The 16,960-nt window shown below is 59.2% G+C and carries 21 protein-coding genes, 1 tRNA gene and 1 pseudogene; 7 read left to right on the top strand and 16 right to left on the bottom strand.

The features are described 5' to 3' along the window. Positions 1–2: 2 nt before the first annotated feature. The gene (locus HYT87_15780) at positions 3–668 is read right to left on the bottom strand and encodes a methyltransferase domain-containing protein (GenBank protein ID MBI2061198.1); all 666 of its coding nucleotides are present in this window, start codon (positions 666–668) and stop codon (positions 3–5) included. A 159-nt stretch (positions 669–827) separates the two neighbouring features. Here HYT87_15780 and HYT87_15775 point away from each other — a divergent pair, with 159 nt between their 5' ends. Then, positions 828–1,346, top strand: coding sequence for a TraR/DksA C4-type zinc finger protein (locus HYT87_15775; GenBank protein ID MBI2061197.1), 519 nt, complete (start codon positions 828–830; stop codon positions 1,344–1,346). Here the strand turns inward: HYT87_15775 and ftsY are convergent. From ftsY to HYT87_15735, 8 genes are all read right to left on the bottom strand, one after another. Then, the gene (gene ftsY, locus HYT87_15770; protein ID MBI2061196.1) at positions 1,343–2,254 is read right to left on the bottom strand and encodes a signal recognition particle-docking protein FtsY; all 912 of its coding nucleotides are present in this window, start codon (positions 2,252–2,254) and stop codon (positions 1,343–1,345) included. The genes HYT87_15775 and ftsY overlap by 4 nt on opposite strands. Positions 2,255–2,262: 8 nt before the next feature. Continuing rightward, the gene (gene tmk / locus HYT87_15765) at positions 2,263–2,919 is read right to left on the bottom strand and encodes a dTMP kinase (protein ID MBI2061195.1); all 657 of its coding nucleotides are present in this window, start codon (positions 2,917–2,919) and stop codon (positions 2,263–2,265) included. Between the two features lie 137 nt (positions 2,920–3,056). Then, positions 3,057–3,563 (bottom strand): DivIVA domain-containing protein, encoded by a 507-nt coding sequence (locus tag HYT87_15760; protein MBI2061194.1) that lies wholly within the window; start codon positions 3,561–3,563, stop codon positions 3,057–3,059. Between the two features lie 28 nt (positions 3,564–3,591). Then, positions 3,592–3,888 (bottom strand): YggT family protein, encoded by a 297-nt coding sequence (locus HYT87_15755; GenBank protein ID MBI2061193.1) that lies wholly within the window; start codon positions 3,886–3,888, stop codon positions 3,592–3,594. 1 nt (position 3,889) lies between these two features. After that, a complete protein-coding gene (gene proC / locus HYT87_15750) occupies positions 3,890–4,708 on the bottom strand; it encodes a pyrroline-5-carboxylate reductase (protein ID MBI2061192.1) in 819 nt (272 codons plus the stop codon). Beyond that, complete coding sequence (locus tag HYT87_15745) at positions 4,705–5,544, bottom strand: YggS family pyridoxal phosphate-dependent enzyme (GenBank protein MBI2061191.1); 840 nt, start codon at positions 5,542–5,544, stop codon at positions 4,705–4,707. The genes proC and HYT87_15745 overlap by 4 nt, the downstream gene beginning before the upstream one ends. Before the next feature lie 11 nt (positions 5,545–5,555). Further along, a complete protein-coding gene (maf, locus tag HYT87_15740; GenBank protein MBI2061190.1) occupies positions 5,556–6,176 on the bottom strand; it encodes a septum formation protein Maf in 621 nt (206 codons plus the stop codon). 121 nt (positions 6,177–6,297) lie between these two features. Further along, a complete protein-coding gene (locus HYT87_15735; GenBank protein MBI2061189.1) occupies positions 6,298–6,984 on the bottom strand; it encodes an endonuclease III in 687 nt (228 codons plus the stop codon). A 161-nt stretch (positions 6,985–7,145) separates the two neighbouring features. Here HYT87_15735 and HYT87_15730 point away from each other — a divergent pair, with 161 nt between their 5' ends. Further along, complete coding sequence (locus HYT87_15730; GenBank protein ID MBI2061188.1) at positions 7,146–7,514, top strand: response regulator; 369 nt, start codon at positions 7,146–7,148, stop codon at positions 7,512–7,514. Between the two features lie 395 nt (positions 7,515–7,909). Then, entirely contained in the window at positions 7,910–10,123 is a 2,214-nt protein-coding gene (locus tag HYT87_15725; GenBank protein MBI2061187.1) for a GAF domain-containing protein, read from the top strand. A gap of 276 nt (positions 10,124–10,399) precedes the next feature. On the opposite strand, the gene HYT87_15720 is transcribed toward HYT87_15725, so the two are convergent. Together HYT87_15720 and HYT87_15715 are read right to left on the bottom strand one after the other, a co-directional pair. Further along, positions 10,400–10,482, bottom strand: a tRNA-Leu gene (locus HYT87_15720). Between the two features lie 157 nt (positions 10,483–10,639). Continuing rightward, positions 10,640–11,710 (bottom strand): annotated as a pseudogene (locus HYT87_15715) (site-specific integrase). A 52-nt stretch (positions 11,711–11,762) separates the two neighbouring features. On the opposite strand from HYT87_15715, the gene HYT87_15710 reads away from it, so the two are divergent. Both HYT87_15710 and HYT87_15705 read left to right on the top strand, forming a co-directional pair. Then, positions 11,763–11,936 carry a hypothetical protein gene (locus tag HYT87_15710; GenBank protein MBI2061186.1) on the top strand — a complete coding sequence of 58 codons (174 nt, stop codon included), beginning with the start codon at positions 11,763–11,765 and terminating at the stop codon, positions 11,934–11,936. Between the two features lie 19 nt (positions 11,937–11,955). Further along, positions 11,956–12,234: a hypothetical protein gene (locus tag HYT87_15705; protein ID MBI2061185.1), complete on the top strand. Its 279-nt coding sequence runs from the start codon at positions 11,956–11,958 to the stop codon at positions 12,232–12,234. A gap of 39 nt (positions 12,235–12,273) precedes the next feature. Here HYT87_15705 and HYT87_15700 read toward each other — a convergent pair whose 3' ends face one another. From HYT87_15700 to HYT87_15680, 5 genes are all read right to left on the bottom strand, one after another. Further along, positions 12,274–12,474: a helix-turn-helix transcriptional regulator gene (locus HYT87_15700; GenBank protein ID MBI2061184.1), complete on the bottom strand. Its 201-nt coding sequence runs from the start codon at positions 12,472–12,474 to the stop codon at positions 12,274–12,276. A 31-nt stretch (positions 12,475–12,505) separates the two neighbouring features. Further along, complete coding sequence (locus tag HYT87_15695) at positions 12,506–12,763, bottom strand: hypothetical protein (protein ID MBI2061183.1); 258 nt, start codon at positions 12,761–12,763, stop codon at positions 12,506–12,508. Between the two features lie 3 nt (positions 12,764–12,766). After that, the gene (locus tag HYT87_15690; protein ID MBI2061182.1) at positions 12,767–12,952 is read right to left on the bottom strand and encodes a hypothetical protein; all 186 of its coding nucleotides are present in this window, start codon (positions 12,950–12,952) and stop codon (positions 12,767–12,769) included. Positions 12,953–13,233: 281 nt separating this feature from the next. After that, the gene (locus HYT87_15685; GenBank protein MBI2061181.1) at positions 13,234–14,193 is read right to left on the bottom strand and encodes a protein rep; all 960 of its coding nucleotides are present in this window, start codon (positions 14,191–14,193) and stop codon (positions 13,234–13,236) included. Positions 14,194–15,065: 872 nt separating this feature from the next. Next, positions 15,066–15,278, bottom strand: a complete 213-nt coding sequence (locus HYT87_15680) for a helix-turn-helix transcriptional regulator (protein MBI2061180.1) — start codon at positions 15,276–15,278, stop codon at positions 15,066–15,068. A 135-nt stretch (positions 15,279–15,413) separates the two neighbouring features. On the opposite strand from HYT87_15680, the gene HYT87_15675 reads away from it, so the two are divergent. Next, positions 15,414–15,767 (top strand): DUF4236 domain-containing protein, encoded by a 354-nt coding sequence (locus HYT87_15675; protein ID MBI2061179.1) that lies wholly within the window; start codon positions 15,414–15,416, stop codon positions 15,765–15,767. 169 nt (positions 15,768–15,936) lie between these two features. Continuing rightward, the gene (locus HYT87_15670) at positions 15,937–16,872 is read left to right on the top strand and encodes a hypothetical protein (GenBank protein MBI2061178.1); all 936 of its coding nucleotides are present in this window, start codon (positions 15,937–15,939) and stop codon (positions 16,870–16,872) included. The last annotated feature ends 88 nt before the right edge of the window (positions 16,873–16,960 follow it).

Raw genomic sequence — 16,960 nt, 5'->3', positions numbered from 1 at the left:
GGCTACGGGCGGAGGACGAATAGGACTTGCCGCGTCCGGAACAGCGGAGTGGTCCTCATCCATTTCACGCCGGCGATTTCAAATCCCAGATTCCGGAAGAGTTTTGACCAATCGGCCGAGGGCCGGAACAGCGGCCGCGAGATCGGGGCGTTGGGGTCGGGGCGATTCAGAAGCTTGTCGATCGTGCGCAGGAGAATGCGGTCCAGGGTCGTATCGTACCCTTCCTCCAACAGCAGGACCTGCTTCCGCGCGAGCCGCTGCGCTTCCTGAAGGATCGCCACGCCGGCATCCGAACACTCATGCAGAACAAATCCGATTAACACGGTGTCGAACGAACCCGTCCTAAACGGCGTACGGTCGCCCATGGAGAGCACCAGGGGCAGCCGGACCTTGCGCGCGTCGAAAGTATCGAGGCCCACAATCTGAACATCGAGCCGCCTCCGGATGTGATCCGCCACCACCAGAGGTCCGCATCCAAGATCGAGGACACGCTCTCCGGGCCCAAGATACGCTCCGAGTTCCTCCGCGATTCGCTCCGCCCTCCGGCGCTCGAGATTTTGAAAAAATCGCGGGAGTCCGCTGGGCGGATCGCCCGCCGGCGTCGTCTTGGTATCAATCCCTTCCATCGTGTATCCCTCGGGTTGCAGGCCCACCAGTATACCGTGCATTCGGAACCCGTCCATGCGTCCGCTGCGTCGAATCGATCCGGGGTCCACTTGACATGGGGACTTTCCCCGCTAAGATGGGCAGATGCCGCGGGCAGAAGGGAGAACGCCATCGGAATTTTGAGACGGATTGCCCACCGAATCCGCGGCTCCAAGAAAAGCATGAGCAAAGATAGGAAGAAGACGGCCAAGGTCAAGAAGTCGGCGACCCCCGCCCGTGTGACGGCCAAGAAGTCCGCCAAAAAGATCCGCAAAGCGACCAGCGGACCTTACCTCGAAATTCGCCATCAGCTGGCCAAGATGAAGGAAGATCTCCTCACCCAGATCCTGAAAACGGCCAAGAAGGAGCGGTACTCTCTGAAACGGGAAGTGGGCGACTTGTACGATCAGGCCTACAGCGACCGCGAGCGCGAATTGACGCTCATGCTCGGAGACATCGAAAGCCAGAAACTCAAGGAGATCAACGACGCCCTGTTTCGGATCGACCGGGGGGAATACGGCGCCTGCGAGAATTGCACGTCCACGATTCCCACGGCCCGCCTTCGCATCATGCCCTTTGCCCGAATGTGCGTAACGTGCCAGTCCGGTCTTGAGAACGAGATGGGGGAGCAACGGCGCCGGGAAGTCATCGAATCCGCCACTCACGCGTCCCGCGCCAAGATCGACGAGGAAGAAGCTTAATCCAAGAGCGAACCGACGAAGCTCCCTGCTTCGAACGGCACCAAATCCCCGGCTCCTTCCCCCACTCCGACGTAGACGACCGGAATCCTCAACTCCCGGCATAGCGCGAAGACCGTTCCACCCTTGGCCGTTCCGTCCATCTTGGTCAGCACCAGCCCCGTGAGCGGCACGGCTTGGGCGAAGCTGCGGGCAATGGATAGCGCATTCTGCCCTACGGTCGCATCGAGAACGAGAAGCGTTTCATGCGGAGAACCGGGATGCGCTTTCTCCATGGCGCGGCGGGTCTTCTGGAGAGATTCCATGAGCGGCTGCCGGGTGTGGACCCGTCCGGCGGTGTCCGCAATCACGAAATCCGATGCCGACTTCCGCGCATGCGTCACAGCATCAAAAATCACAGCAGCCGGATCAGCACCCTCCTGCTGACCCACGCATTCCACCCGACCCTGCGTGGAGGCTGAACGCCCTGCCCACTGGCGCACTTGCTCAATGGCCGCCGCGCGGTGAGTGTCACCCGCAGCCAGCACCACCGATTTCCCTTCTGAAGCGAAACGATGCGCCAGCCGGCCCGCCGTGGTGGTTTTCCCCACCCCATGGGGGCCCACCAGAAAGATCACCCGGGGTTTGGGACCGACAACCGCCCCGGTCGATGGAATCTTCAGCGTTTCGAGGAGCACCACGGCCAGTCTACCCTTGACGGTCTGGACGTCGGTCGATTCTCCGGCACCCAGGAGTTTCCGTGCCTCTTCCACGAGCCGTTTGGACACCTCCGGCCCAAAATCCGAGGTGATCAGAAACTCCTCCAATTCCGCCAGGACCTTGGGATCACGCTTGGCCACCCCGTCCGCGAGGGCGGAGAACTTCGCCACGATGGCCCGGCGGACCTTCGACCATCCCTCAATTAAGCCCATTCGATGGTCTACCGTCTACGAGAGGATGGCAGAAGATTCTCCACCGTGCCCTCCACGTCCAGCAGCACCTTGGAGAGAGAACGGGAAGAGTCGATCACGCGAAAGCGCTCCGGATCGCGTCTTGCTCGTTCCAGGTAGGCCGCTCGGACCCTCCGGTGGAAAGAAAGTGCTTCCCGCTCCATCCGGTCTCGCGAAAACCCACGACTCCGGAGACGTCGGAAACCGGTTTCCACCGGACAGTCGAGGAGCAGGGTAAGATCCGGCCGGGGAAGATTGCCCACGCCCAGGACCCACTCACGAAGGAAAGAAGAGGGCAGTTTCCGGCCCGCCCCTTGGTACGCCATCGTGGAGTCGTAGTATCGATCGGACAGCACAATGCCCCCACGCCTCAGCCTGGGGAGGATCACCCTAGCCGAATGAATCCAACGGTCCACGCAGTAGAGAACAAGCTCGGTTCGAGGGTCCATCGCGTCTGAGGACTCGAGAAGCAGCTTCCTGATGAAGAGTCCGTCGGGAGTTCCGCCCGGCTCTCTCGTCACCACCACCCGTCTGCCTGAACGCCGCAGACGGCCCGCCACATGGCGGATGCAGGTGGACTTCCCGCAGCCTTCGATCCCTTCGAAGGTGATGAAACGGCCCCTCGAAGGGGTCTTCACCCAGGCCACTACCGGATCGTAGGGCAAGTCGTGGCCGGGTTTGTCGTCATGAGATTGCTTCGCTTCGCTCGCAAGGACAAACGGTTGCCGTCATTGCGAGGAGTTCCCGACGAAGCAATCTCGACCATGACTTGCCCTACACGCCACTACTCGCCCGATTTGGCTCCGGTGAAAAACCGAATCTTGTCCTCCGTCCGCTCGATTTCCGGCGCGGTCAGTCCTTCGAGCATCTTCAAATGCTGATCCACGGCCGATCGCACGGCGGCCTCGAACTGAATCTTCACACGCCTCATCTCCTGGAGTTCCGACACCAGCCGGTTGTATTTCTGCTGGGCGTCGTTGAGGATCGTTTCAGACTGAAGTTGCGCCCGGCTGACGATCAGCTCCGCCTCTTTCTCGGCGTCCCCTCGGACCTGCTGGGTCATCTTGTGAAGCGTGAGGAGTGTCTCGCGAACGTTCTTTTCGCCGTCTTCCATCTCCTGAAGCCGCATGTCCTTTCGCCGCAGATCCCCCTTCATCGTCGAATTTTCCTTGATGAGCCGTTCCATTTCTTCCACCACCACGTCGAGCAGCGCCCGCACCTGGCCCGTATCGTAGCCGGTGAACGTGCGGCGAAACTCCGATTGCCGGATTTCCATGGGAGTCAGTTTCATCGTTCCCTCCTTCGACGAAAAATCGATCTCAATTCAGCTTCGCGGCCCATTCGCGCAGATTCGCCACGGCGGCGTACTGAAGAAACTGGATGAGAAGAATGACCACCAGCGGGCTCAGGTCGATCCCCGAAACCATCATCCACCTTCCCAAAAGGCGCCGGATGGGGCGAAACACCGGTTCCGTCACCCCCCTCAGAAATCTCACGATCGGATTGTAGGGGTCAGGGTTGACCCACGAGATCAGGGCTCCGACGACGACGATCCAGAAATAGAACGTCAGGAGTCCATCGAGGACCACCGCCAGCCCGGCTAAAACGTTGTGCATTTCACTTCTTCGCGGTGGGAGACAACTGTTCCGAGCGCTTTGTGGCCGCTTCAATCGCGTCAATCAAAAGCCCGCGGAAACCGCCTTTTTCAAGCGCGCTCAGCCCCTCGATCGTAGTTCCGCCGGGGGAAGCCACCTGGTCTTTGAGCTGGCCGGGATGCTGACCGGTTTCGAGCACGAGCTTGGCCGCGCCGAGCACCATCTGCGCCGCGGCCGCGTAAGCCTTGTCCCGCGGCAGCCCCATCCGAACCGCACCGTCCGCCACCGCCTCGATGAACAGAAACACAAAGGCCGGCCCGCTTCCCACGAGCGCCGTCGCCACATTCATGATCTTCTCGTCTTCCGTAACCACCACTTGGCCGACCGATTCAAACATCTGCTTCACAAACACATGCTCTGCTTCTCCAAGACCGGCATCGAAGCAGAGCACGGACATGCCTTCAAGCACTTGGGCCGGCGTGTTGGGCATGACCCTCACCACGCGAACGGCTGGGGACAAACCGGCCTTGATCGTTTCGAGCGGCAGCCCCGCAACAATCGATACGATCAGTTTTCCGTCCAGCTTCCCGCCGGCCAACTCCCGGAGGACCCCGGTCACGATCTGGGGCTTGACCGCCAACACGATGACGTCCGCCCATTGGGTCAGCAGCGCGTTACTCTTGAACGTCGCCACGCCGAACTCCTGATGGAGATGGTCCAGGCGGCGCAAGTCCACGTCACACACCCCCACGGCGTCGGACGGGAGAAACTTGGAAAAGATGAGGCCCCGCACGAGGGCCTCGCCCATTCGACCGCCACCGATGAGTCCGACCTTTTTCATTCGTCTCTCCTCCGCGGCCCACCCCGCTTTAGGCCGTCCTGGCCGTCGCGGGACGGCTCTGCCATCCGGGCGCCGCCCCGCTTGGGGCCGTCCTGGCCGTCGCGGGACGGCTCTGCCATCCGGGCGCCGAACAAGGACGTCCCCACACGCACCATCGTCGCCCCCTCTTCGATCGCGGTTTCGAAGTCATTCGACATTCCCATCGAGAGTTCCCGGATCTCGATCCCCTCGCCCCAATCGCGGCGGGCCAGTTCCTCGCGCAAGGCCCGCAATCTTGCGTAGTACGGGCGCGCTCGTTCGGGATCTTCGAAATAGGGCGGGAAGGTCATCAGGCCCCGCACGGGGAGGCGCCGCTCCGCGGCGGCATGGAGGGCATTTTCCAACTCCGCCGGCTCAAATCCAAATTTGGTGCTCTTCGCGCGATCCTGTTCGAGATTGACCTGCAAAAGGAGTTCCGGCATGGCGGCTTCGGCCCGACCCTGACGCGCGAGATCGTCGAGCAACGACATCCGATCCACGGAATGTATCCAAGCGAACGTTCCCATCACGGCTTTCACCTTATTCGCCTGAAGGTGGCCGATCAAGTGCCACGTCGGGCGTGCGCCTTCCCCCACGAGGATCGCCACTTTCTTCGCGGCTTCCTGAATATAGTTCTCGCCAAAGTCCGAAAGGCCGAGCGCGCAGGCCGCTTGGACCACGGCGGCGTCGAGCGTCTTCGTGACCGCGACCAAACGGACGTCGTGGGCCGATCGGCCGGACCGTCGCGCCGCCCGGTCGATTCTCTCCCGAACCTCCCGCAGCCTCCCGGCGATGTCGGAAGGCCGGACGGCCGGCATCGGGATCGTGCTCACTTCTTCTCCTCCTCGTGCTTCCCCGGGAACCCCGGAATCGCGCCCATCTTGATCAGGACCTGAATGAGTTCCGCCATGGGCAACCCCACCACGTTGGTGTACGAGCCGAATATCTTCTCCACCATGAACGCCCCGATCCCCTGAATGGCATAGGCCCCGGCCTTGTCGAATGGTTCGCCCGTCTGGAGGTACCGCTCGATCTCCTGCTCGTCCACCTCTTTCATCTTCACCAGCGTTCCGACCAACTCCGCCTCCCATCCCCGCGTGACCGAGTTGACCACGGCGAACGAGGTGAACACCCAGTGCTCGCGCCCGCTGAGCATCCGCAGCATGTGCCGCGCCTGGTCGTACGATTTCGGAATGCCGAGGGCGGTTCCGTTCACCACCACCAGGGTGTCGGCCCCGATCACCCACGATTCCTCCGCCGACTGACCGTCGACTTTTTCACAGACGTCGAACGCCTTGGCCAAGGCGAGCCGCATGCAACCGTCCTTCGGATCCTCCCCCTCCTTCAAACTCTCTTGAACGGCACTGGGGATCGCCTCAAAGGCAATCTTCATGCTTTCAAGCAGTTCCGACCGCCGGGGCGACTTCGAGGCGAGAATGATTTTGCCCATCCCTATTCCGCGGCATTATAGACGAATGGCCCATGTTGGAAAGACGGCCCGGCGTGATGCCGGCCGCACTTTCAACCTTTACGGCGGACACGAAGTCCGCGATGGTGTGGAAAGTGCGGGACTACCTGTGCGTCTTGACGCCAACCCTCCGACAGAACGACGAAATCCTGCACTTCGAGCACCACGGCGAAATGGGCACGCAGAGGTTCTGTCCGTAGGTCACGAGGAGGTCGTTGAATGTTTTCCAATGGCGGCGTGGAAGTTTCTTGCGCAAAGCCATTTCGGTCTCATTGGGGCTTCGGGTTTGCACGTAGCCCCATCGATTCGAAATTCGATGGACATGGGTATCCACGCAGATGCCGTACTTGTCGTAGCCGAGCGTGACGACCAGATTCGCGGTCTTTCGGCCGACGCCGGGAAGTTCCAGCAATGCTTCGATCGTATCGGGGACTCGACCGCCCCACCGTTCAAGAAGGATTCGGCTGATCCGGAGAATGTTTTTTGCCTTTGTCCTGTAGAAACCGACCGGGTAGATCAATCTCTCGATTTTCCGCGGCGTGAGCGTGAGCATATCGCGCGGCGTGGAGGCGGCCGCAAAAAGTCTTTCAGCGGCGGCGTGGGTCGTCCGGTCTTTCGTGCGAAGCGAGAGGATGCAGGAGATGAGAACGGCGTACGGCGACCGTGTGCGGGACTCTGCCCGGACCCCCGGGGCGATTTCGCCGGCGCCGGGAGAGTACCAACCGACGACCGGCACTTTCCACTGCCGAACCTCGGCTCGGAGGATGCGGAGGGCATCGTCCAGGGTCATCCCACCACTTTTCTGAGATTTGAAACTTGAGATTTGAGAGTCCGGAGGGGGTGATGGGGGCACGCGCGCGAATGTAGCATTCCCGCCCAGGTTGACAAGTGCCGGCGAACGCGTACCATTCGCGTAGGCCCGGTGGGGACCGCCGGGGAAAGGGGGTTCGCGTGGAGGACAAGACCGAACGAAAAAAAGTTCTCATCGTGGAGGACGATCACGACCTCGCCGCCATGTGGGCGGTGAATCTCAGCCGGCACAAACTGGACGTCACCCAAACGTATACGCGCAAGGGCGCCCTCCATGTGCTCAAGGGGGAGAAGCCCGGAATCATCATCGTCGACATGCACCTGCCGGACGGGAGCGGCCTGGACGTCATTCGCGAGGCCAAGAAGCAGGATCCGGCGGTCCAGTGCCTCGTGATCAGCGGCCTTCCGCGAAAAATTTACGAGCAAGCCGCGCTGGATGCGGGCGCCTGCGCCTATCTTCAGAAACCGTGCTGGTGGGAGCACATCGAGAACGTGCTGCCGCTGAGGTGAGTCGGACCATCACGGGAATCGAGGAGGTTCGCTCACCGCTCCTCGCCTCGACGGGGTGGTGATTCATATAACAGAACGCACCCCCGTCAAATCCACGTGACAATCTGACCAGGATTGTCGTCCCCGTACCCCCATCTCCACCCTCTCAGTTTGAAAGAATTCATTGGCCCCTAAGGCGATTTATCCAACATCTAATAATTACTAGTTCTTTCGTGTGCTCGAAACAAGTTCTTGGAGGGATGGCACTGTAATTGCGCCAAGTAACACGTGCTATCACTTGTGATCTACATCACATTGGTGCCGGACTGCTCGGCGAATAGGGTATGTGCGGTATTGTGCCCGTGGCACGAGTCTGGGAGCATCCCCACCCGCCGATTAGACCGGATGCGAAAACCATGAACAAGCCGCTTCAAATCCTTTTCGTGGAAGATTCCGAGCAGGACACGGAGATTGTGGTTCACCATCTCCGCAAAGCCGGAATCGACCCGCGCTGGGATCGCGTGGAGTCCTCCGAGAACTTCACCACCGCCCTCAAGGCCCGCCCCTGGGACGTCGTTCTCGCCGACTACACCATGCCCCACTTCAGCGGCACGGAGGCCCTTTCGATCCTCAAGGAATCGGGACTCCAAACGCCGCTCATCTTCATCTCGGGAACGATCGGAGAGGAAACGGCCGTCGCCGCCATGCGGATGGGGGCGGCCGACTACGTCACCAAAGCAAACCTCACGCGGCTCCTGCCCGCCATCGAGCGGGAGCTTCGCGAAACGGAATTCCGCCGCGAGCGGAAACGGGCCGAAGGATGGTCGGACTTCCTCACGGAAGCCGGCCGCGTCCTCGTCGAATCGCTCGACTACGATGCCACGCTCCACAGCATCATCCATCTGGCCGAGAAACGGATCGCCGACTGGTGCGCGATCTATCGGCTCGACGATGAAGGACGGCTCAACCATCTCTGGGTCCCGAGGGACGATCCGGAGAAGGACGCCCTGGCTCGTGAACTGCACGGCTATGCCCCGACGGTAACCGAGGAGTCCCACCCCGTGGTACACGCGTTACGGTCGGGGCAGCCGATGCTGATACCCGAAATTCCGGCGGCCCTGTTCGAACAGACCGCGCGGGACGCCCGTCACCTCGAACTCATGCGAAAGGCCAACGCCCGAACGGCCATGCATGTCCCGCTCACCGCCCGCGGCCACACGTTCGGCGTGGTCACCTTCGTCGGCGGCCCTTCTCACTGCCCGTATTCAGAAGGAGACCTCGGCCGGGCGCGCGAGTTCGCCGCCCACGCGGCCCTCGCCATCGACAACGCGCGACTCTTTGCGGAGGCCGAAAAGGCCAGGAAAGACGCGGACGAAGCCCGTCGCCAGATGCAGCGGGACTTCGAGCGGCTGGCGACACTCCGGGAAGTGAACCGCGCCATCAGCGCCAATCTCGATCCCCACGCCGTGCTCAATGTCCTCCTCGAGGAATCCGCTCGAGTCCTGGGCTTTCCCACCGTAGCCTGCATCTGCCTCGTCAATCCGGAGAGCGGAAAACTGGAACCCGCGGCCCTCCGGGGGCTCGAAGAAAAAGGCGCACGGCGTCACGGCCTGGAATCGCCCCATTGTCACTGTCATTCCGCCTTGGGCGGCAAGAATCCCGTGTTCGTCGCGAACGTGCAGACGGATCCTTCGACCCTGGATCGGGATCTATTCGAACGGAAGGGCCTCGTATCGTGCATCGGAATTCCCCTTGAGGCCCAGGAAGAACCGCTGGGCGTTCTTTCGGTCTACACCTTTTCGGCCCACGCCTTCTCCAAGGCGGAGGTGGACCTCCTGTCCAGTCTCGCTTCGGAGGCGGGCATGGTCATCCGCAACTCCAGGCTCTACGAGAAGGTGAGCCGGCAGGCGGACGATCTCCTCCAGGCCAACCGCGTTCAATCGGAATTCCTCAGCTTCATGTCGCATGAACTTCGAACGCCGCTCACGGCGTTGATTGGTTACGCCAAGATGCTTCGCGAAGGCCTGCTGGGGTCCATCACAACCAATCAGCAAACGGCGCTCGCGAAAATCATGCGCTACGCCGGCGACCTGCACGCCATGATCTCCAGCATCCTCGAGGCCACCCGGATCGAAACGGGCGGCGCGCGCGCCGAATCACGGGACGTCTCCCTGCGTATCTTCATGGAAGATCTCCGTGCCGCCTACTCCACGCCGCTCGCGAAGGAGATCGACCTGGGATGGCACTACCCGGAAGATCTGCCCACGATTCGCACGGATGCCCTCAAGCTCCGCCATATTTTTCAAAACTTGGTCGACAATGCCGTCAAATACACGGACAAAGGCCACGTGGCGGTGGCCCTGCAGCACTTCCCCGATGAGCGAAAGATCCAGCTCACCGTCGCCGACACGGGAATCGGAATCCCCTCCGAAGACCGGCCCCACATTTTCGACATGTTCCGCCAAGCGGAAAGGCAGCACGATCGTTCGCGGGGAGGGGTCGGCATGGGGCTCTACATCGTCAGAAAATTCGTGGATCTCCTCGGCGGCACAGTGGACGTGCAGAGCGAGCCCGGCCGGGGATCCACCTTCACCGTCACCCTTCCCACCGAACCCCCTCCGCAGGACTGAAGCGAGGCCCATTTGCCAGAGGGAGCCGCACCCTTCAGGGGTCGTCTCGCCGAAGGGACGCGGGCGTAAAGCCCGCGACTACCTCGCTTCATCCGACGCCGACCATGGAAGGTCGGAATGACGAAGCAAGTGCGGTCGGGCCGGATGCCCGCCGCACTTTCAACCTTTTCGGCGGAAACGATGTCCGCGCTCACGAAGAAAGTGCGGCCCGGCAGGAGGCCGGCCGTATTGGCTTCCTTGTTTCGCGAGCAAGGAATGCTCGCATGACGAAGCCAATGCCGGAGAGAGGACTTGAACCTCCACGGCGTTGCCACCGGCGGATTTTGAGTCCGCTGCGTCTGCCATTCCGCCACTCCGGCCAAGCAAGATCAATGGGTTAGGAGCCATCCCGGAAGCCATCTTTTCCGCTTCCGGTAGGCTTCCGGTAGGGGCGGAAAACCCGGCATTTTGGGGCAATCCGCCCGCCTTCTCCCCGGAAAGGGCGCGGGCCATAGTCTGCTTGAAAGCTTTCGCCTTTGCAAAGTTGATGTACCGGGCCGTGACCGATGGCGTCAAGTGCCCCAGCCATTCCCCAATGGCCTTTTGAGGAAAGCCCAATTCCGCCAGCCGTGTAGCGCACACATGCCGGGTATCGTGGAAATGGAAATCCGCGAAACCTGCATCCTTCGCCGCTTTCACAAAGGCGCGTGAAACGGCATCCCGCTTGGCGAGGAACACACGTCCCAATGGAACCGACGCGACCACGGGTTCAACATTCCCATACCGGCGCGGCCCGAGCATGGAAAACACCAGCCCGCCGTACCGCAAGTTGCCAAGGATCGCTTTCACCCTCTCCGTCATCGCAATCGTCCGGGGTTGGTCATTCTTCGTTTCCGGGAAGTGGATTTCCCGGCGGTCCAGATCCACATCCTCCCACCGAATGCCGAGAATCTCCGACAGCCGCGCCCCCGTGTCGAACCCAAGCACCGCAACGGGCCGGAGCCAACCCGGACACTTTTCCAGGATCGCGGATTCATCCTTGACCGTCAGGTACACGTCACGCGGGGGCTTTTCGTCCCTCCGGTCCACTTGAGACACCGGGTTGTACTTCGCCTTCCCGTTCTTCACCGCCACCCGGAAACAACCGGAGAGGAAAGCCCGATAACGGTTCAGCGTGGCCCCTTCGCGTCCTTGACCGTGCAGGTTGGCCCCCTTGAATTCGCCATCCGCCTTTTGTAGCGCCCGCAAAAAATCTTCAATGGCACGGGGGGTAATCAAGTCCACCGGCTTCCCGGAAAATGCCTTCTCGCAGAAGGTGAGGAAAGCCGCCTCATACTTTTTCGCCGATTTTCTCCCTTTGTCATCCATGTCCGCCAGTTTGTCCGCGACGATTTCATCGAACAGCACCGGCTTGTCCTTCCGCTCCATCCAGGGGCGTTCCCCCCGCCCGATGGCCTCCGTTACTTCCCGCTTGCGGTCCATGGCCTCTTGAAGCGTGGCCTTGATTTCCTTGTGGTCCGATCCAAATTGATCCACGTACCGGACCAGGTACCGGCCATCCTTGAGCGGTGTGACGCCTTTGCAAGGTTTCAGCCTCGGTCTAGGCATGACTTCCCTCCTTCCATTTGACCGGCTTCCGGGCCGGGAGTACACTGAAAGCGTGAAGAACGGAAGAGGAAAGAAATCCGCGAAGGTTCCCAATTACGGGCGAACCCGCGCGGAGTCCATCGCCATCAAGAAGATGCTGGATAAGCTCCCGGTCGTTCGTTACCGCACACTCAAGGAAGCCCTTACGCCTGAAGAACTGAAACAGTGGCGTAAGACCGCTCGGTAGGCCGCGGCCCACGCCGGACGTGTCCACCGCTCGCTTCGAAATCGTCATTCCGCCTGCCGAACTTGATACCGTGGACTCATGGGACAAGAACCTGAAATCCCGTTTCATCAAGGCTTGCTGTCTCGCCAGTGGAAACCTTTTCCATCCGTCGCTTCATACGGAGAAAATTGAAATAGGCGGCAGGCCCGCTCTCCGCTCCCGCATGGATGACGCGCACCGAATCCACTTCGAAATTCCTGCGTCCGGGCAACTTCGAATCCGGGCCGTCGGCGGGCACCGCTTGGAGGGCATTGGATAGCCGATCCCCGCAACCCCGGAGAGAAAAAAGCCCGTCGGTCTAGGCACGTTTCCCCCCTTTCAGCGACTTCCCGGAAATCTCCACTAACCAACCAAGAGCATTCAGGACCATACGCGATGGCTGCCGGATACCGGCTTCCCAGCGTGAAATGGTTGTCCGTGTCGTTCCAAGGCGTTCAGCCAATTCCGCTTGTGTGAGACCAAGCCTTTTCCGAATCTGCCGGACACGCCTTGCGCTCACGTTACCAACGGTAGCATATCCAATCGTGTTGTCAAGAGTGCCGCTCTTCGATTGAGGTCGCCGCCTTTCGTTCAACTTGGTGCTTCTCGATGTGGGCTTTCACCTCGCCCCAATCAAGGAGCAGACGACGCCCCACCTTGAATGAACGAATGACCCCCTTGTAAGCAAGTTGCCGCCAGTAATGCCGACTCATGCCGGTCAATTTCTCCGCCTGGATGGGTCCAACTGAAAACGGCTCGGCACAGCCGCCCGGAGACGGGAATGGACTCACCTCCGTGGTGGTGTCCATACCCTACCCGGCTGACCTCTTCACGGCGGCGAGAGCCTCCTTGAACTGCACGTATTGCCGCTGGCTGGCCGCACGGGTTTGGCACTCCCGGCTGCAATACCGTTTCTTGCCGTTCCATTTGCTCACCAAGAATTCCCGCCCACATGCCGGGCATTCTCTCGGCTCGGTAGGTTTCGTGTTCCTGGCCATTTCAGAAAGGCCCTTCCAGGGCGGATTTCCGGATGACCGGCGCGTTCCCATGCCCTCGGTAGGGCGGTAGTGCGACTCGCCGCAGTATCGCGGAAACCGCACCAATTCCGGCCGGATCTTGTGACAACAGCACCGCCCTCATGCGGCTCGTCGCCCGGAGTCTCATTTCACTATCTGTCTCCACACTCTTTCTTTACCCTGAGACCCTGAATCTTAAAACGTAGCATTTCCGGCATTCGCCGGGCCGACCCGCTAGGCCCATCAGTCACCTTTCAATCCTGTTATTCGAATCCGAAGAGTTCCGCTGGACCCCAGAAGGTTTCGTCCTTGTCGTCATCGCGCGAATTGAGTATGTCCTCTTCGAGGGCAGGCACATTGACAGGAAGGAAGAGGCTGTCGATAACGTCGTTCACGTCAGGTGTCTGACGAAAGAAAGCACTTCGGGACTTCGGCCGTAGTGCTAGGCGGAAATAGGATCGCGGGCCAAAAGTGCCGAAAAGACGCTTTCCTCTGATAGCTCGATCGACTTGGACCCGAATCCTTTTCCGAATCCGCAAGGGCTTGATTGAGTACTTGAACACGTTTCGCCGATGTTTGGGTGTATGGATTTGGTTTACGTAGGGGAGGTCGTTGGCCACAAGTCCTTCCTTCCGGGTGATCCTGCGCCAAGCTTTCCTGAGTCGCGCTTTGACGATCCATCCCCCCTTCAAACCAATGATGTTGAGGTGAGGGAAGGCAGTTTCCGATTCGGAATCAACGGTAAATTCCACCGACCAAAAACCGGCCTTGATTGGCCATACCTTGGACCTCCGAAGTCTGGCAAAACATCGCTTGAGGGCGTCGACGGCATCGGTGAGGTCCGCCAAGCGGACTCGACGGATGGTGAGAACGACGAAACTAGGGTGATTAAACGTGATTAGGACGGGGCGGTATTTGCGCCAATGGCGGCGTCGCCGCTTTCGGGCGGAAATTGCGCAGGTTCTTGAATTACACCCAGCGTGAACGTAGATGGCCCTCCCGGTCGATGGAACGTAAATGGTCGCAAGGCGACCTCCGCACGTTGACAGATGCCAATCTCGATCTACATCGGGAAGAAATGCAAGGTTAGAACCGGTATATGCAAGGTAAGGGGTTGTGGAAAATGATGGTTGACGTGATCCTGTCCATGGTTTATTTTGCCGATTGTGATTCAGTTCGGGCCGCGCTGGAGTGAATGCCGCGCGGCCTTTGTTTTCAGCCATTCAATTCCTCCTTTTTCTTTACGGATTCATTTGCTTGCTTTCTCTTTCTTTACCCTGAGAAGGCTTCTTTTCAATTTCTGAAAATCGTCGGATTCCTACAGATTGGGCTTTGCTGCGCTTCCCAGCACGTGCGCCATGTGGTTGTCGAAAGGCAAGTTCTTGGAAGTACACCGTGTTTGGCTCGGCAGGCTCACCGCGAACGGCTTCAGTACCGTGACATACGGTGCATATTGCAAAAGTCCAAGAATTCGCAGCTTGAAAGATTCTTCAGCCCATGACAAAGGAAACAGGAAGTAGATTTTCCGGGATAGGGGAGATCGACGCGCAGGAAACAACGGATCAAATCGTCATCGCCACCTTGCGCCGTCCCTCACGCTCCTGAGTGGAAACAGACACGGTGCGCCGTGTTTCACTTTTCTGGGGTGTTTGTTGACGTTTATTGAGAAATGACCATTTGTCTTGGTTCACTTTCCGGGCTTGGCTACCTAACCGCCCGTTTTCTCGACGTTGTCAACAGAATATCAACAAGTCCGATTCCTTCCCCCCGAAATTCTGAAAACCGCGAAAAAAAGAGAATTAGCGAGAAAGCAGCGGAGGCACTCTTTTACAACCCGAAATTGAGGAGGTCGGGGACTTTCACGACAAAAGCCTCGGTGATCCACGCCACAACCACTACGCTCGGAATCTTTCTCCCGGCCTCAATCGCAATTATCGGAAGGCCCCTTTCATGATGCGCCAGGCCCGTTTCTGCGCCTCCGGCTTCAGATTGCTAACCAGGTGTTGATCCAGTGCACCGGGTCGATCCGTTCAAGCGCCGGTTCCACCGAGGCAACAGGCGATTCCGCGTACAGAAAACGAGAATCGGGGGCCTATCAGAAGTCGAAAAACTCTCGGACTTTACATCCCAGGACCTTGGCGAGTTTCGCAAGAACGTCTACTGAAGGGAGCCGCTCACCTCGCTGAACCCGACCAAGGTAGCTCTTGCTCAGGTCGGAAGCCCAGGCGAGACCTTCCGTGGTCATTTTCCTACGTTGCCGTAGCTTCTCGATTTTCCGTCCGAGCGATTTCCGGTAATCCGCTTCCACGCGCGGACGCTACCAAGACGGGGATTCCGTAGAGTTGCCTACGGGGCAACCCTATGCTATCGTCCAGGCAAGAGGTATTGCGCAGAATGATCGGGGGTTGGCATCGAACCAATTGACCAAGAAAAAGGGGGACGAATGGGCCTAAACTTCAGAAAATCGATCAATCTCGGTGGCGGACTACGGCTGAACTTGAGCAAGAAGGGCGTCGGGTCGAGTTTCCGCGTCAAGGGCTTGCGGTTCGGCATCGGCCCGATGGGTGTTCACACGCAAGCAAGTTTCCCAGGTACAGGGCTATTTTCCCGGAAACAGACAGGATGGAAGAGTCTAGGGTTGGATTCTCAGACCGACCCTGAGAAGGAAACTACCACTCCAGAGGAAGAAGCGTTCAGGAAATACGTTCTCCGACCAGTTTCACGATCTGACATCGTGTGGGGGATCGTGGGTATCATTCTATTCGGGTTGATGCTCAAACTTTTCGGACTGGCGTGACTGCGAATTCTCCAATCCATTTCCAAAGATCGTGATCGGTGGGCGACGGGGATCTCCAGCTTGGCCTCGGCGCAAACCACGCACGAGTAGAACCGTCTACCTCGTCATACTTTGTGTTGTCATCGCTGGCCCCTTCCCCTCTTATGCCACCAATCCGGAGATTGTGATCTTGAACGCTTCCGACGATGAACACACGGCAGAATTAACCCGCGAATTGCTTGCCAAGAAGGGATACACCATCAAAGGAGTCGGACGAGCAAAGAAAGTGCAGGGGAAAACCAAGATCCTTTGCAAGCCTATGCACGTATGGACCTGCAAGGACTTGAAAGAGGGGCTTCTTGAAGAATCCGACTCTGTTGAGCAGCTCCCGTCCGAATCCCGCTACGAGATTCTGATCGTGGTCGGAAACGACTTGGCGAGGGAGTTGGAACGGGCTTCCAGACGACCAACCCGAAGGGGCTTCCGTTCTCGAAGGAGAAGGACGGATGCTTTCGGGCGGGGCCTCGAATCCACGATTGCAACGATCACAGGCGGAGTAGCAATTGGGTTGCTAGACGAAACAGCGAAGCTTGAGAGTTTCTCCCAAGGAAAGGTTGTAGCCTCAATTTCCGAGAAGATCGGAACTGGTCCGGTCATGGGAGCCGACTTTCTTGCTTCCATCGGCGATCATGTCGCCGGGGGTCTCACTTTTCTGTATTTGCCAACGGATGTGGAGGCGACAGCGAAGAGCGGGACGGCGATCGAAGCGAGCGGATCAAATAATCTCAAGCTGTTTGGGTATCTTGGTACCATCTATCTGGGGCGGTTGGAGCCTCCAGCGATAGGTGGGATAACGTTATCGTTCGGAGGAACGTCCCTTTTCCCAGCAGAGTCCGGGAATTCTACGGTGCTGTCCGGTTCTGCGGGTGTAGTTCTTGGACTCATCGCTGCGGATACCATCGGGATTGTCCTTGGAGGGCGGATGTACATACTGGCTCCGTACGCAGATTCCAAGGAGATATCGTTCGAAGTGCTTGGAGACAAGAGCAAGTACCAGTGGGAAGGAAGCGCCGTCTTCCTCCCTCAACTGTTTGGCGGACTGGTCTATGTCTACAACCCCCGGTAGATACTTCGTCCTTGCGATCCTGTGGGGAAGTGGGATCACATTGCTTCCACAATGCGCCGACGATACGCTTCTTTGCTGCCGTGATGAG

It is taken from the genome of Nitrospirota bacterium (assembly GCA_016180645.1).
In the GTDB taxonomy this organism is placed as follows: domain Bacteria; phylum JACPQY01; class JACPQY01; order JACPQY01; family JACPQY01; genus JACPAV01.
Note: the sequence above shows the minus strand (reverse complement) of the source record. Positions and strands in the feature narration are given on the sequence as shown.